General features: G+C 62.2%; 12 protein-coding genes and 3 pseudogenes. 8 read left to right on the plus strand and 7 right to left on the minus strand.

What is annotated here, in order from left to right; genetic code table 11:
• The first annotated feature begins 2 nt into the window (after positions 1–2).
• The 4 genes and pseudogenes from V5B59_RS21090 (at position 3) to V5B59_RS21105 (ending at position 5,208) form a co-directional block, all read left to right on the plus strand.
• Positions 3–2,392: pseudogene (locus tag V5B59_RS21090) on the plus strand (3-hydroxyacyl-CoA dehydrogenase/enoyl-CoA hydratase family protein).
• Between the two features lie 20 nt (positions 2,393–2,412).
• Positions 2,413–3,602: pseudogene (locus tag V5B59_RS21095) on the plus strand (acetyl-CoA C-acyltransferase); the annotation flags it as partial.
• A 191-nt stretch (positions 3,603–3,793) separates the two neighbouring features.
• On the plus strand, positions 3,794–4,510 hold the full coding sequence (locus tag V5B59_RS21100; protein WP_332352296.1) for a DUF2802 domain-containing protein: 717 nt from the start codon (positions 3,794–3,796) through the stop codon (positions 4,508–4,510).
• Positions 4,507–5,208 (plus strand): SPOR domain-containing protein, encoded by a 702-nt coding sequence (locus tag V5B59_RS21105; protein WP_332352297.1) that lies wholly within the window; start codon positions 4,507–4,509, stop codon positions 5,206–5,208. The genes V5B59_RS21100 and V5B59_RS21105 overlap by 4 nt, the downstream gene beginning before the upstream one ends.
• A 4-nt stretch (positions 5,209–5,212) precedes the next feature.
• Here V5B59_RS21105 and V5B59_RS21110 read toward each other — a convergent pair whose 3' ends face one another.
• Positions 5,213–5,551 carry a tetratricopeptide repeat protein gene (locus tag V5B59_RS21110; RefSeq protein ID WP_169069013.1) on the minus strand — a complete coding sequence of 113 codons (339 nt, stop codon included), beginning with the start codon at positions 5,549–5,551 and terminating at the stop codon, positions 5,213–5,215.
• 43 nt (positions 5,552–5,594) lie between these two features.
• Between V5B59_RS21110 and V5B59_RS21115 the strand changes: the two genes are divergently transcribed.
• From V5B59_RS21115 to V5B59_RS21130, 4 genes are all read left to right on the plus strand, one after another.
• Positions 5,595–5,978, plus strand: a complete 384-nt coding sequence (locus V5B59_RS21115; protein ID WP_034913164.1) for a RidA family protein — start codon at positions 5,595–5,597, stop codon at positions 5,976–5,978.
• Positions 5,978–8,029: an ATP-dependent DNA helicase RecG gene (gene recG / locus V5B59_RS21120; RefSeq protein ID WP_169069012.1), complete on the plus strand. Its 2,052-nt coding sequence runs from the start codon at positions 5,978–5,980 to the stop codon at positions 8,027–8,029. The genes V5B59_RS21115 and recG overlap by 1 nt, the downstream gene beginning before the upstream one ends.
• Positions 8,030–8,149: 120 nt before the next feature.
• Positions 8,150–9,235 carry an AAA family ATPase gene (locus V5B59_RS21125; protein WP_332352298.1) on the plus strand — a complete coding sequence of 362 codons (1,086 nt, stop codon included), beginning with the start codon at positions 8,150–8,152 and terminating at the stop codon, positions 9,233–9,235.
• Positions 9,232–9,792, plus strand: a complete 561-nt coding sequence (locus tag V5B59_RS21130) for a hypothetical protein (RefSeq protein WP_332352299.1) — start codon at positions 9,232–9,234, stop codon at positions 9,790–9,792. The genes V5B59_RS21125 and V5B59_RS21130 overlap by 4 nt, the downstream gene beginning before the upstream one ends.
• 94 nt (positions 9,793–9,886) lie before the next feature.
• On the opposite strand, the gene V5B59_RS21135 is transcribed toward V5B59_RS21130, so the two are convergent.
• The 6 genes and pseudogenes from V5B59_RS21135 to V5B59_RS26380 form a co-directional block, all read right to left on the minus strand.
• The gene (locus V5B59_RS21135; protein ID WP_169069008.1) at positions 9,887–10,702 is read right to left on the minus strand and encodes a CheR family methyltransferase; all 816 of its coding nucleotides are present in this window, start codon (positions 10,700–10,702) and stop codon (positions 9,887–9,889) included.
• Between the two features lie 6 nt (positions 10,703–10,708).
• Positions 10,709–11,269: a chemotaxis protein CheD gene (locus V5B59_RS21140; RefSeq protein WP_169069007.1), complete on the minus strand. Its 561-nt coding sequence runs from the start codon at positions 11,267–11,269 to the stop codon at positions 10,709–10,711.
• Between the two features lie 64 nt (positions 11,270–11,333).
• Complete coding sequence (locus V5B59_RS21145) at positions 11,334–12,917, minus strand: methyl-accepting chemotaxis protein (RefSeq protein WP_169069006.1); 1,584 nt, start codon at positions 12,915–12,917, stop codon at positions 11,334–11,336.
• A 2-nt stretch (positions 12,918–12,919) separates the two neighbouring features.
• A complete protein-coding gene (locus V5B59_RS21150) occupies positions 12,920–14,404 on the minus strand; it encodes a methyl-accepting chemotaxis protein (protein ID WP_332352300.1) in 1,485 nt (494 codons plus the stop codon).
• A 103-nt stretch (positions 14,405–14,507) separates the two neighbouring features.
• Positions 14,508–15,056 (minus strand): cache domain-containing protein, encoded by a 549-nt coding sequence (locus V5B59_RS21155; RefSeq protein ID WP_332352301.1) that lies wholly within the window; start codon positions 15,054–15,056, stop codon positions 14,508–14,510.
• A gap of 83 nt (positions 15,057–15,139) precedes the next feature.
• Positions 15,140–15,328: pseudogene (locus V5B59_RS26380) on the minus strand (chemotaxis protein CheW); the annotation flags it as partial.
• Between the last annotated feature and the right edge of the window lie 65 nt (positions 15,329–15,393).

Genomic DNA, 15,393 nt, shown 5'->3' on the forward strand with positions numbered 1-15,393 from the left:
GCTTGAGCAACTTCATCGTACGCAAGGCCGCCGTACTCGGAGCGGGCGTGATGGGCGCGCAGATCGCAGCGCACCTCGCGAATGCCGAAGTGCCGGTGGTGCTTTTCGACCTGCCGGCCAAGGAAGGCGATCCCAACGGGATCGTCAGGAAAGCCATCGACGCGCTCGGGAAGCTCGAGCCGTCGCCGCTGGCGACGAAGGATCGCGTCGGCTACATCGACGCCGCCAATTATTCGCAGCACCTCGATCTGCTCAGGGATTGCGACCTGATCATCGAAGCCATTGCCGAAAAGACCGAGTGGAAGGACGATCTGTATCGCCAGATCGCACCCTTCGTTTCGCCCGCTGCGATCATCGCCTCGAACACCTCGGGGCTGTCGATCAATCGCCTCTCCGAAGGCGCTGCCGGAAGCGCTGCGTTCGCGCTTCTGCGGCATCCACTTCTTCAATCCGCCGCGTTACATGCATCTCGTCGAACTGATCGCGACCAGAACCACCGATCCGGCGTTGCTCGACCATCTCGAAGTCCTGGCTGGTCTCGCGCCTCGGCAAGGGCATCGTGCGTGCGCGCGATACGCCGAACTTCGTCGCCAACCGCGTCGGTGTCTTCTCGATGCTCGCGGTGATGCATCACACGCAGCGCCTCGGACTCGGTTTCGACGTCGTCGATTCACTGACCGGTCCGATCATCGGTCGCCCGAAGAGTGCCACCTATCGTACCGCCGACGTCGTTGGTCTCGATACCCTGGCGCATGTCGTCAAGACCATGCAGGACACCCTGCCCGAAGATCCCTGGCATGCTATTACGGCGTGCCGGCATGGCTGGCGGCACTGATCGGCAAGGGCGCGCTCGGCCAGAAGACGCGCTGCGGCATCTTCCGCAAGGATGGCCGGGCGATCAAGGTGCTCGACCTGACGCTGCAGGACTATCGTGACAGTGCGGCCGACATCGACCCAAGCGTGCTGGCGATCCTCAAGAATCGCAACCCGGCCGAGAAATTTGCGCAGTTGCGCGCCAGCGAGCACCCGCAGGCGCAGTTCCTGTGGGCGATCTTCCGCGATATCTTCCATTACGCCGCTTATCCATCTCGCCGACATTGCCGACAACGCCCGCGATCTCGATTTCGCGATGCGCTGGGGCTTCGGCTGGTCGCAGGGGCCGTTCGAGAGCTGGCAGGCGGCTGGCTGGCGGGCGATTGCCGAAGCCGTCCAGGCCGACATCGACGCCGGCCGGGCGATGAGCCCGGCCCCGCTGCCGGCCTGGGTCTTTGGCCGCGTTGCACAGGCAGGCGTGCATGGCACGCAGGGTTCCTATTCGGCGAGTGCCGATGCCTACCGGCCGCGCTCGACCTTGCCGGTCTATCAGCGGCAGATCTTCCCCGAGCGTGTCCTCGGCGAGAAGGCGGTCGCCGGCAGCACGGTCTGGGAGAACGAAGGCGTCCGCATGTGGACGCTGCCGCAGATCGATGCGGGTATCGCCATCGTCAGCGTCAAGTCGCGCAACCACACGCTCGGCCGTGACGTGATCATCGGTCTGCAGGAAGTGGTGGCGCGTGCCGAGGCCGATTATCAGGGACTGGTGTTGTGGCACGAAGCGCCATTCGCCTTTGGTGCCAACCTCAAGGAAGTTGCCGAGGCGATTGCCGCCGGCGATTTCGAGCTGCTCGAAAAATACGTCGGCGAATTCCAGAACGCGTCGATGTGCCTCAAGTACGCCAAGGTGCCGGTGATTGCAGCGGTGCAGGGGATGGCCCTGGGTGGCGGCTGCGAGTTCGTCATGCACGCGGCCAAGCGGGTGATCGCGCTCGAGAGCTACATCGGTCTGGTCGAAGCCGGTGTCGGCCTGATTCCAGCCGGCGGTGGCTGCAAGGAGTTCGCCATCCGCGCCGCGCAGCACGCAGCGAAGACTGCGGGCAACGATCCCTTCGAGTTCATCCAGCCGGTTTTCATGACCATCGCCATGGCCACGGTGTCGAAGAGCGGTGCGCAAGCCAGAGAACTCGGTTTTGCCGTCGATTCGGACAAGATCGTGTTCAACGCCAACGAGCTGCTGTACGTGGCGCTGCGCGAAGCGCGCGGCCTCGCCGAGGCGGGCTATTACCCGCGCCTGTCGCCGCGCGGGATCAAGGTTGCCGGGCGTACCGGCATCGCCAACTGCGAAATGATGCTCGCCAACATGAAGGAAGGCGGCATGATCTCGGCACACGACTATGTGGTGGCCAAGGCTGCGGCGACCGCCTTGTGTGGTGGCGACATCGAGACCGGATCACTGGTGGATGAGCCGTGGTTGCTGAGCGTCGAGCGCAAGCTCTTCGTCGAACTGCTGAAGAACCCGAAAACCCAGCAGCGTATCCAGCACCTGCTGGAAACCGGCAAGCCGCTGCGTAACTGAGCGAGCAAGGAGAACAGATCATGAGCAAACAGATTCAGGACGCCTACATCGTCGCCGCCACCCGCCTGCCGGTGGGCAGACGCAAGGGCATGTTGGGCCACGTTCGTCCCGACGACATGCTGGCGCACGCCATCCGGTCGGTCATGGCGCAGGCGCCGGGGCTTGACCCGGCACTGGTCGAGGACGTCATCGTCGGCTGCGCAATGCCCGAAGCCGAGCAGGGCATGAACGTCGCGCGCATCGGCCTGCTGCTGGCCGGCCTGCCGAACACCGTTCCCGGTGTCACCGTCAACCGCTTCTGCGCTTCCGGCCTGCAGACGGTGGCGATGGCCGCGGATCGCATTCGCCTCGGTGAAGCCGATGTGATGATCGCAGGCGGTACCGAAACGATGTCGCTGATGAACCAGATCATGGGCAACAAGATCGCCATGAACCCGGCGATCTTCGAGAAGGAAGAGAATTACGCGATCGGTTTCGGGATGGGCATCACCGCCGAGAAGGTCGCCGCGCAGTGGAAGATCTCGCGCGAGGACCAGGACGCCTTTGCCGTCGCCTCGAACCAGAAGGCCTGTGCGGCGATCGCCGCCGGCCACTTCAAGGCCGAGATTCGCCCTACCCGGTCAAGGCACGCGTGCCGAACCTGCAGAGCGGTGAAGTGACGGTCAAGGAGTATCTGGCCGAGAACGACGAGGGACCACGTTCGGACAGCAGCAGCGAAGGCCTCGCCAGGCTGCGGCCGGTGTTTGCCGCGCGCGGTTCGGTGACTGCCGGCAACAGCTCGCAGATGTCCGACGGTGCCGCCGCCGTGCTGGTCGTTTCGGAAAAGATCCTCAAGCAGTTCAACCTCAAGCCGCTGGCGCGCTTTGCCGGCTTCTCGGTGGCCGGCGTGGCGCCCGAGATCATGGGCATCGGCCCCGTCGAGCGATTCCGCGGCGTGCTCAAGCGGGCCGGAATCGGGCAGCACGAGGTGGACTGGATCGAGCTCAATGAAGCCTTTGCCGCGCAGGCACTGGCCGTGATCCGCGAACTGAACCTCGATCCGGCCAAGGTCAATCCGCTCGGCGGTGCCATCGCTCTCGGTCATCCGCTCGGCGCGACCGGCACGATCCGCACGGCGACGCTGGTGCACGGCCTGCAACGCACCGGCCAGCGCTACGGCATGGTCACCATGTGCATCGGTACCGGCATGGGCGCGGCCGGGCTGTTCGAAGTCGCTGCAGTAGGATCGCTGCGGGTGTCTGCATGGGCCTCGCCCGGGTTTCCGGGCGGGGGCTTTTTTCAGGGTTCCTTCGTGCGCCTTCCGGCGAGGCTGGCCGGGGACGGGCAGGAAAGCAAGTTCCCGCTTGAGCGCAGGCAGGTGTCTGGCATAATGTTCGCCGGACACGGGCACGAAGGCGCACAATGGATCTGGAGCTACTGGGCAGTCTCGGATGGCGCGAAGGACTGATGGCGATCATCGCCTTGCTGGTGGTGTACATCATCGTCCTCTTTTTCCGAATGCGGCGTCTGCAGCGCAGCATGGCTGCCGTACCGCCGCTGGCGGCGCAGTCGGCGGTGGCGGCCTACAGCGCCATCCAGGAACCGCCGCCGGTCGCCAGCGGCGGTCGATCCGCCGCCGGCCGGAAGCTCCCCCGACGCGAGCGCCGCCCCGTGGAGGCGCCGGCACGGGTCGATGCCGGCAAACCCGAATTCGCCTGGAACGAGCCGCCGCCGGAAATTCCCGGGCAGGCGCTGATCGATGCCTTGCAGCGGGAGTTTTATCAGCTGCGCTGCGAAGTGGACGAGTTGCGTGCCGAATTGCTGGCCACCCGTGAGGACTTTCGGCGCCAGTATGCGCAATCGGCAGGTCCTGCGCAGGGTGCATCGCCGTTGTACAACGATGCCATGCAACTGGCGATCCAGGGGCACGATGCGACCACCATCGCTCATCACTGTGGCATTGCGCGTGCCGAGGCGGACCTGGTGGTCGCGCTGGCGCGCAACCGCCACGAAGGGCTGTTTAATGTGAAAGTCGCGTATGCGACTCACGAATCTCCCCTCCCCCCTCGCGGGGGAGGGGTCGGGGGAGAGGGAAACGGTCATGACTTTCATGATCGGGGGTGCCTGGAAAAGTCATGATCGTTAGCCGCGCCCGGAAAATGGCGACTCGACCGCCAGGCCACTCGCAGCCAGCAGCTTCCCCACCGGCTACACCCGCCATTGCCGCGTCGGGTTGGCCAGGGCAAGCCGATCTCAAGCGTCAGTTGTGGTGGCAAATGGGTGTTGCCGCGCTCTTGATCCTGGCTGCACTGGCTGCGCTGCTGCTGCTCGATTACCTGAATATGGCCGATGAAGAGATGCCCGCGGCTCCACGGTTCACCCAGCCGGTGCCGGTCAGAAAACCGCCTCCCCCCGAGAAAGCCGCTGCACCGCCTGCCGAAACGCCGCCGCTCGTGCCACTCGTCGCGGAGCCGCAAGCCAGCGGTGCAGCGCTTGAGAAGGGGCTGCCATCGGTGGAACTGTCGTCGTCGCCGTCCGGCCAAGCGAACCTTGCCGCGGCGGCTGGCGAAGAAAGCGCTCCCGCGGCCGAACCGCTCGCTGTGCCAGCAGCACGCCTGCTGTCGGGGTACGTCGTGCAGTCCGGAGTCTTGCCGGATGTGCGTCAAGCCGAAGCGCTGCAGGCAAGGTTTGTCGCAGAAGGCATCCCTGCCAGCATGGAGCTGCGCCTGCAGCTCGGCCCATTCCGGACGCGTGCCGAGGCCGAGGCGGCTCGCCGAAAGATCAAGGGGCTTGGGATCGACGGACTGATCACGGTCGGCAAGGTCAGCCGGCCTTGATGGCTCAGTTCTCTGCCGCCGGCAGTTGGCGGCGCAGGCGGCGGGCAAAAACGGTCATCTCCCTGGCCGCCTGAATGTCCCCCCGGCTTTCGGCGACGACGATCCCCTGTTCATAGGCAGCGAGGGCTTCGGCGCTGCGACCGCTCTCGCGCAGCGCTTTGCCGAGCAGTTTCCATGCTGCCGAATAGCGGGCATCGATCTCGACCGCTGCCCGCAGGTGCATTGCCGCTTGTTCAAAGTGGCCGGCCTTGAGATACTCGTTGCCCAGTGAATAACGCAGCACAGCGCCGTCACGCGGGCCGCCGAGCAGTTTTTCGAGATTGGCGATCAGCGTCGTCGTCATTTACCATCTCCATTTTCAAGCACTCATTGTAGAGGACATCAGCATGGCCAGAACGATCATTTCAACCCCGCATGCGCCCGCGGCGATAGGCACCTACTCGCAGGCGGTCCAGGTCGGCAATACCATCTATCTCTCCGGCCAGATCGGCCTGGATCCGGCCAGCATGCAAATGGTCGACGGGATCGACGCGCAGATCGTTCGCGTTTTCGACAACCTCAAGGCCGTGGCGGAAGCGGCTGGCGGCTCGCTGGCCGATGTCGTCAAGCTCAACGTCTTTCTCACCGACCTGGCACATTTCTCGACCGTCAACTCGGTGATGGGCTGCTATTTTTCTGAGCCTTTTCCGGCCCGCGCCGCGGTCGGCGTGGCTTCCCTGCCGCGCGGCGCGCTGGTTGAAGCCGACGCGGTGATGGTGGTCGACGGCTGATGCCGACCGAGGACGCAATCGATGCGCCGCCAGTCATCCGGAACCGGCTGCAAAAGCTGGGTCTGCATCGGCGCGACGATCTCGTCCTGCATCTTCCCCTGCGCTACGAGGACGAAACGCGCATCACCGCCATCGCTGACGCCCCCTGCGGTGTTCCGGTGCAGGTCGAGGTCCGGATCATCGATCTTTCGGTCCGGCCGGCGCCGCGTCGCCAACTGCTGGTCCGGGTCAGCGATGCGAACGCTGGCAGCAGCGTTCTCGACCTGCGTTTCCTGAGTTTCTACGGCAGCCAGCAGCGGGCGCTGGAAAACGCGCGCGCATGCGGGTACCGGCTGCGCCTTTTCGGCGAAATCCGCTGCGGATTCCTGGGCCCCGAGATGGTGCATCCACGCTACCGTATCCTGGCCGATGAAGAGAAGCTGCCCGAGTCCCTGACCCCCGTCTATCCCACTACGGCCGGTTTGTCGCAGGCCAGCTTGCGCCGACTCATCGCGCGCGCGCTGCAGAATGCCGACCTGACCGAATTGCTCGACCTCGACTGGTGCAAGCGTCATTCACTGCTGCCTTTTGGCACCGCTGTGACCCTCCTGCATGCGCCGCCGCCCGAAGCCTCGGAAGCGGCGCTGCAGACCCGCAGCCACCCTGCCTGGCGGCGAATCAAGTTTGACGAACTGCTGGCGCAACAGCTCTCGCTGCGCCGGGCCTACCTGGCGCGCCGCAGCAAGGGTGCGCCGGTGCTGGCGGGCGCCGGTCGGCTCGCCCGCCGTTTCAAGGCCTCGCTGCCCTTTGCGCTGACTGGCGCGCAGCAGCGCGTCGCGGCCGAGATTGCCGGCGACCTTGCCGAGCCTTACCCGATGCAGCGTCTGCTGCAGGGAGATGTCGGCTGCGGCAAGACCATCGTCGCGGCACTGGCTGCTTGTCAGACCATCGAGGCGGGTTATCAGACGGCCTTCATGGCGCCGACCGAAATCCTCGCCGAACAGCATTTCCTGAAGCTGCGCGCCTGGTTCGAGCCGCTCGCTGTCGAAGTCCTCTGGCTGGCGGGCAGCCTCAGGAAGAGCGTCAAGCAGGCCAGGCAGTTACAGGCCGCGACGACCGCGCAACTGGTCGTCGGAACGCATGCGCTGATTCAGGAGAGCATCGATTTCGCCCGTCTCGGTCTCGCCATCGTTGACGAGCAGCACCGCTTCGGCGTCATGCAGCGGCTCGAGTTGCGGCGCAAGGGCGGCAACCCGCACCAGTTGATGATGTCCGCGACACCGATTCCGCGCACGCTGGCAATGAGCTACTACGCCGACCTCGACGTTTCGGTGATTGACGAAATGCCGCCGGGACGATCGCCGGTCAGGACGCGGCTGTTTTCCGATACTCGTCGGGAGCAGGTCATTGCCGCGGTGCGCGCGGTCGTTGCCGGAGGACGCCAGGCGTACTGGGTCTGTCCGCTGGTCGAGGAGTCGGCGAAGCTCGAACTGCAGGCGGCGCTGGAAACCTGCGCAGTGCTCCGTGCCGAACTTCCCGATCTGCGCATCGGTCTCGTGCATGGCCGTCTGCGCAGCGATGAAAAGGCGGCAGTGATGGCCGCTTTCGTCGCCGGCGAGATCGATGTCCTGGTCGCGACCACTGTCATCGAAGTCGGTGTCGACGTCGCCAACGCCACCTTGATGGTCATCGAACACGCCGAGCGCTTCGGACTTTCGCAACTTCACCAGTTGCGCGGACGCGTCGGTCGTGGCAGCCATGATTCGGTCTGTGTGCTGCTCTATCAGCAGCCCTTGTCGCCGACCGCAAGGGCACGTCTGAAGATCATTTTTGAAAACACCGATGGTTTCGAGATCGCTCGCCAGGACCTGCATCTACGCGGTCCCGGCGAGTTCGTCGGCAGCCGCCAGTCGGGTGTGCCGCTGCTGCGCTACGCCGACCTCGAAGGCGATGCCGATCTCGTCGAACTCGCGCAAGCCCTGGCCGTGCACCTGTTGCGCACCGATCCCGAGCGCGCCGGGCGGCATTTGCAGCGCTGGCTGGGAAATCGGGAAGAGTTGTTGAAAGCCTGATCGGCTTCGGTGATGTTCTGTTGCGGGGATTTGAAGAATTTATGTTCAACCATTAGGTATTCCGGTTGCTCCTCAAGTGAGGCGAATATCGCCTCGATAATCGATCGAAGGCAATTTAGCATGAAAATTCTAGGCGCAGATATTCGCAAGTTCACCGTACTGAAACAGGCCAGTTTCGACTTTTCACCGGGAGTGAACGTATTCATTGGGAAAAACGGAAGTGGCAAGTCTCACCTGATGAAACTGCTCTATGCGATCATCAAGAGCCTTCCACCTGATCAAACGACAGACCGTGCGCGCATTTTTCAGCAGGAACTAGCAAAAAAACTGGCGGGCGTTTTCAAACCTGACGGCCAAGCCATCAGTCGGCTAGTCACCCGAACAACCGGGCGCGCAAAAGCAACAATATCCGTTACCACCGATAGCGGCAAGATTGCTTGGCGGTTGACTACCCTGGGTAACTTGCATGTGGACTCTGTCGAAGCCAGCATGAGTGGCCCGGCGATCTTTCTGCCCTCAAGAGAAACACTGGCAATGTACGAAGGCTTCATCCAGGCCTATGAAACCCGAGAACTTTCTTTCGATGAAACCTATAGAGACATTTGCGTGCTCTTGTCGGGCAGTCCTCTCCTCGGACCTCGCCTAGCGCGTGCCCGATCCCTCGCTGAACCACTAGAAAAGATTCTCGGCGGTAGTGTCCGCCTGACAGGGAACCGCTTCTACCTCACATCGCCTGAAGGGAATCTCGAGGCTCACCTGGTCGCCGAAGGTCACCGCAAACTTGCCAGCCTTACTCATTTGGTTCTGAACGGGTCGCTATTGCAAAACAGCGTGCTTTTCTGGGATGAGCCCGAGGCCAACCTGAACCCTCGATTGGTGAGCGTGGTGGCCGAGATACTACGCAAATTGGCCGCCTTTGGCATTCAAATATTCGTTTCCACCCACGATTATCTCCTGACCAGTGAATTGTCGATGGCCATGGAGTTCTCCGAACTTTTTCCGATGGCGGAAAGTGCGGACATCCGATTCTTCGGCTTGAGCGTCAGTCCAGACTTCACTGTTCAAACCGGGAATACCTTGGCCGATCTGACAGACAACGATCTAGTCGGCGAGTTTGCAGACCACTACGACCGTCAGTCAGAGTTCATGCGCCGCTTGTTGAACAAACAGGCCGGAGCATCATCAGTGAAAGGGGAAAGAAAGTGAGGCGTGGTCCGGTCGAGTTTCATGAAGGGCGCCAACGGTTTGCCTTCGGCGACCAATGGATCGTTGCCAAGTACGACGACGAAGCATGCAGCAAGGCTCTGCAGAAAGCAGTGGAGGGATCAAGAGCAGTCGATTTTTGCGGGCAAGCGTCTGATGAAGAGGTCGTGTTCTTTATCGAAGTCAAGGACTTCAGAGCATATCACACGCAAAACCGGGACCGTATCGACGCATCAACCGGGGACTTGGCTCGCGAAGTCGCGCAGAAGGTTCGCGACAGTATCGCCGGTATTGTCGGCGCGGGACGAACTTTCGATCGTGACTGGACGAGAATTGGCAAGGCCTGCGCATCGCCGAAGGTACAACTGGTCGTCGTTCTCTGGATGGAAATCGATAGCCACGGACTAACTTCGCAAGCAATCAAGCCAAGACTCGATGTTCACCGGAAGAAATTGAAAGAGCATCTGCGCTGGCTGAACGCCCGAGTCATGCTCCTTAACGAACGGGTGTGGGCGAACGATATCCCTGGCTTGCAGGTCAGCACCATTGCGCGCCCGTGAAAAAACCAGACGTCCGGTGAACATCGCCGCTTCCAGGGCGGTGCAGTTGGTCGCCACGACTGCATGCCAGGCTCGCAGGCCGGTGCCTTTACCTTTACCTTGCTCGCCGATAAATGGTCGGCTTCAGGGCCTGCAGCCGGGTGCTGATGCCGTGCAGCGATTCCGAATGGCCGACGATGAAATAGCCCTCCGGTTTCAGGTGCGGCAGCATGTTCTCGATCACCTTGCGCTTCGTTTCGGCATCGAAATAGATCATCACGTTGCGCAAGAAAATCACGTCGAAGTCGCCGACGCCGGTGATCGGCTGCGTCAGGTTTACCTGCGCGAAACGGACGCGCTGCTTGAGTCGGTTGTCGATCAGCAGCTTGCCTTCCTGCGAGCGCACGCCCTTCAGGCAATACTTGCGCAAGTAGTCTGGCGGAATGCCGGAAATACGCTCCTGCGTATACACCCCGGCCTGTGCTCGCGCCAGGACGGTCAGGCTGATGTCCGACCCGAATACCTCCCAGGGTCCATCGCTGCGATGCTCGGCGAGCACCATCGCCATCGAGTAGGCCTCTTCGCCGCTCGAACTGGCGCCGCTCCAGATACGGAAAGTGCCTGCTCCGCACCGATCCTTGAGGAGTACGTCGCGCAGGAAATCGAAATGCTGTGGCTCGCGGAAGAAGTAGGTCTCGTTGGTGGTCAGCAGATCGACCATCTGCTGCAGTTCATCGGGATGCTCGCCGGAGGACAGCAGCCGATAATACTGGGAGTAGGTGTCAAATCGGTAATGTTTGAGACGGCGGCCGAGGCGGCCGACGAGCAGCACTCGCTTGGCATCCGACAGGCTGATGCCGGCCAGTTTGTAGATCAACCGCTGGAAGAGCGCGAACTCCTGGTCGGTGATCGGGGATTCAGGATCGTTCATAGGCCCTCAGAATAGCTCGATGTCGGTCTTCTTCGGCGCGACGAAGAGGGTGCTGGCGTAGCTTTGTTCCGCTTCGGCGATGCTCTGGTTGGTCTGTCCACGCTTGCAGAAAGCTTCGCCGGTCTGCGGGTCGAGGATCACCTTGCGCGACCACGGACCCATCATGTCCGAGGCAAGCAATTGGATGCCCTCGCGCGCCAGCCACTCGCGGGCGAACTCGGCGTTGCGCTGGCCGATGCTGACGCCGGTCAGCGACGAAATGACGTTACCGCCACCGAAAGCCTTGCCCTGCAGGCGCTTCTTCTGTGCGCCGCGGGCGAGCATGCCGTTCATCAAGGCCTCCATGCAGTAGTTGCCGCAGAGCAGGACGTCGAGATCCTTGTTGGCCGATTTCTCGAATTTCGGCAGCATGAAGTGATTCAGTCCGCCGATCCGGAGCTGCGGGTCCCACAGGCAGACGGCGACACAGGAGCCGAGAAGGGTGGCGATCGGTCGTTCGTTTTCGATCGCCCAGCCGCCGGGATTGACGTGGCGCGCCAGGCGCTCGAGGTCACGCGGGTTGCTCATCAGCAGGCCCTCGGAGAGTATGCGGGAAGCTGCATGGCGGGTAGCGGGTGGTTGAACATGGCGTTTAATACTGTTCGAAGTCTTTGCCAGGAGCGGCAGCCGCCGCTGCCATTGCGCTGACGCCCACCGTGCTGCCACGGCTGCTGTCGGCGAGCTGGAAGAAAGTCATCAGTTCCTGCAGTTGCACGGCCTGGCTGCCGAGTTCCTCGGCGGTGGCGGCGAGTTCCTCGGACGCCGAGGCGTTCTGCTGCGTCGCCTGGTTGAGCTGCCCCATCGCGCCATTGATCTGGCCGACGCCGGAACTCTGCTCCTGCGATGCGGCAGCGATTTCCTGCACGAGGTCGGAGGTCTTCCGGATCGATGGCACCATCTCGCCGAGCAGCAAACCGGCGCGTTCGGCGAGTTTCACCGAGTCCTTGGCGACATTGCCGATCTCCTGCGCGGCGACCTGCGAGCGCTCGGCGAGCTTCCGGACCTCGGCGGCGACGACGGCGAAACCCTTGCCGTGTTCGCCGGCGCGCGCCGCCTCGATGGCGGCGTTCAAGGCCAGCAGATTGGTCTGGTAGGCGATGTCGTCGACGATGCCGATCTTGTCGGCGATCGTTTTCATCGCCTCGACGGTTCGGCCGACGGCTTCGCCGCCTTCGATAGCCTGCCGGGAAGCGGCCGAGGCGATGCTGTCGGTGATCCTGGCGTTCTCGGTGTTCTGGACGATCGAGGCGCTCATCTGCTCCATGCTCGCAGTCGTCTCCTCGACCGAAGCCGCCTGCTCGCTGGAGGATTGCGAGAGCGACTGGGCGGTCGCCGAGACCTGGCCCGAGGCATTGCTGAGGTTGTCGGCGGCGGTACGTACTTCGCCGATGATTTCGGTGAGTCTGGCAATCATCGTCTTGATGCCGGCCAGCATGCTGCTGGAATCGTTGCTGCGGATGTCGACCTGCACGCTCAGCTTGCCCTCGGCGACTTGCGCGACGATCTTCGCCACCTGCGCCGGATCGCCGCCCAACTGCGCCAGGATGCCGCGGATCAGCAGGATTGCCAGGATCGAGGAAGCGACAATGATGCCAAGATTCAGCAAGGCAGCGATCTTTCTCAGCTGCCGTGTGGCGTCTTCGGTTTCATTGAGATTGCTTGTTGCTTCATGCAGTTGAGATTCGACAAAAGGGCCCAGGGCATCCTGCAATGCTTCACTGGCACCGTCAAAGTCGCTCATCAACTGGTTTCCTGCAGCCGGGCCACCGGCGATATAGGCCTGGGCCATTTTGTTGCCAATGTTGAAATAGGCGCCAAGACGGACCCGGATGGCCTCCATTTCCTGCAGAGCCTGCGGGTTGTTTTCGGCGGCGTACATCTGCCGGAAGCGGTCTGCCTTCTTCATGAAATTGTCATGAGCCTCCTGTGCCTTCTGAATGCCGTCGTCCAGACCGTCCAGAGCACGGGTCGCCGAGATGTCCGAAAGATACTGCTGCACCTGAATGACGTCTTTCTCCATGTCTTTCGCCAACATGGCGTAGACGATACTTTCGTCCCGGGTCTGTTTTACCGAATCGTTGATGTGTCCGACGACCATCCACAACCAGATGCCAAATCCGGCGGAAGACAAGAGCGGCAGCGTGACCAGGAGAACCAATTTCTGGCCGAATTTCATATCTATTCGCACCCCTGCCTGTGATCGGTCAACTGGAAGAAATCCATCAATTCCTGTAGTTGCTGCGCCTGCGCGCCCATTTCCTCGGCGGTGGCGGCGAGTTCCTCGGACGCCGAGGCGTTCTGCTGCGTCGCCTGGTTGAGCTGCCCCATCGCGCCATTGATCTGGCCGACGCCGGAACTCTGCTCCTGCGATGCGGCAGCGATTTCCTGCACGAGGTCGGAGGTCTTCCGGATCGATGGCACCATCTCGCCGAGCAGCGAGCCGGCGCGTTCGGCGAGTTTCACCGAGTCCTTGGCGACATTGCCGATCTCCTGCGCGGCGACCTGCGAGCGCTCGGCGAGCTTTCGCACCTCGGCGGCGACGACGGCGAAACCCTTGCCATGCTCGCCGGCGCGCGCCGCTTCGATGGCGGCGTTCAAGGCCAGCAGGTTGGTCTGGTAGGCGATGTCGTCGATGATGCCGATCCGGTCGGCGATGCTCTTCATCGCCTCGACCGTCCTGGCGACGGCCTCGCCGCCTTCGACGGCCTGCCGCGCAGCGGTCGAGGCCATGCCGTCGGTGCGCCTGGCATTCTCGGTATTCTGGACGATCGACGCGCTCATCTCTTCCATGCTGGCAGTGGTTTCTTCGACCAAGGCAGCCTGCTCGCTGGCCAACTGAGACAGCAACTGGGCGGTGTTTGACACCTGGCCCGAGGCGCCAGTGAGATTGTCCGCCGCACTCCTGACTTCGCCGATGACTTCGGCAAGCCGGGAAACCGTTTGTCCGATTGCGAAGGCGAGGCTGTCGTTGTCGCCGGCCCGTGTCTGGATCTGGACGGTGAGGTCGCCGCCGGCAACCTGGCGCATCACGTCACGTACGTAGGCAGGTTCGCCGCCAATGCTGTTCATGATGGCGCGGGAAATCATCAGCGAGATGATCGCGCCCAGCACCAACAAGCCGCCGCCGGCGCCGATCATGACGAGGAAAATCTTGTTGATGTCGGCCGAAATGCGCTTGCTGTTTAGCGCGACGATCAGGAAGCCGCTCTGGATCTGGTCGTTGGCGGTGAGGTCGATGCGCGCTGCGATGAATTGCGGTTCGCCTTCGCCCAGGAACACCGGCTCGCCTTTCTTGGCCGGAGGCGCTGCGAGCAGGGCCTTTACGGCGCCGGCCAGGTCGGCGTTCTCGTAGCCCTTGGCGAAGTTCTTCACCTTCTCGCCCGCCATACCCTTGCCGTCCTGTACCACGATCGCCGAGGCGGACACATCACCATCGTTGGCGATCAGTTGTGTGAGCAGTTTTTCGGCATCGTCGAAGACGCCATACTGGACGCCGGCCTTCACGGTTTCGGCGGTGACCACGGCCAGGCTGCTACCTTTTTCGCGCAGCGAGTCCTTGCCCAGAGAGTTGATGGCGGCGAGCGAAATGGATACCAGCACCGCCGTCAGCACGACGGGGGTGGCGAGGATTCCGATCCTGATTTTCTGGTCTAGCACACTCATGGTGGCAACTCTCCACGACTTTTTATCCGCGTGCTGGGCACGGGAATTTTTGGGTTAGGGGTAAAAAATGGCGCAGCGGTTTGCCCGTTGCGCCCTGTCGCGGTCAGAAATACACGCCGCAGCCGATGACCATGCCGTCGACCAGTTCGACGAAGGAAGCCTTGTTCATGATCTTGTTCTTGTCGGCGGGGTTGAATTCCTTGTACTCGATCCAGCCGCTGCCACTCTTTTGCACCAGCGCAGTCCAGTCGCGGATCCAGTACTTGCCGTCCGGGTCCTTGTCGTCCCAGCGGTTTTTGCCGGTCAGTTCGAGCCGGACGCCGTGGGCGAGAACGACACCTTTTTCATCGTAAACAAAAATATACAGGCCTTTTTTCGTGCCTTCTTTGAAGTGGAACTTGCCGTTCGGGCTGCGCACTTCGTTGAAGAACTTCTCACGGCCGTTCTGCTTGACGAACTGGACGGCTTCTTTGACGAGCGCTTTCGCGTCGTCCTTGGTCGGGTTGTCGTTGGCAAACGACAGCGCCGAACAGACCATCATGAATAAACTCAAAACCAGCGAGCGCATAGACATCTCCGTTTCTTTCAGTGGTGGGCCAATGGAATGGTATTGCTTTGGTACGCTGTCAGTATGTACCGCAGGCAGCGGCATGGTGGTGACAGTTCCCTCGCGTATGCTAACAAATCAGCACGTACGTACCCAAGTGGAAGGAATATCGAAGTATTGAGGAGGATCACGAATCGGCCGGCGACTTTGCCCATACCATGCATGAAGTCGGCGCGGATGAAGGCCGGCATCATCGGGATCCCGGTGAGATGGCCGTAGTCGATGACTTCCTTGACGTTGAGGATGCCGATGGCGAACATCTCGCCGCCGAGAACGAAGGTGAGGTATTGCGGCGGGCTTTCGGCAGCGGCCTGCAGCGCGGCCGCGGCGCGGCGGGCGACGGGCCGACCGGGCAGAGGGGATCTGTGTCATGGTCGGAGTC

The organism is Candidatus Accumulibacter contiguus (genome assembly GCF_036625285.1).
GTDB classification, from domain to species: Bacteria; Pseudomonadota; Gammaproteobacteria; order Burkholderiales; family Rhodocyclaceae; genus Accumulibacter; species Accumulibacter contiguus.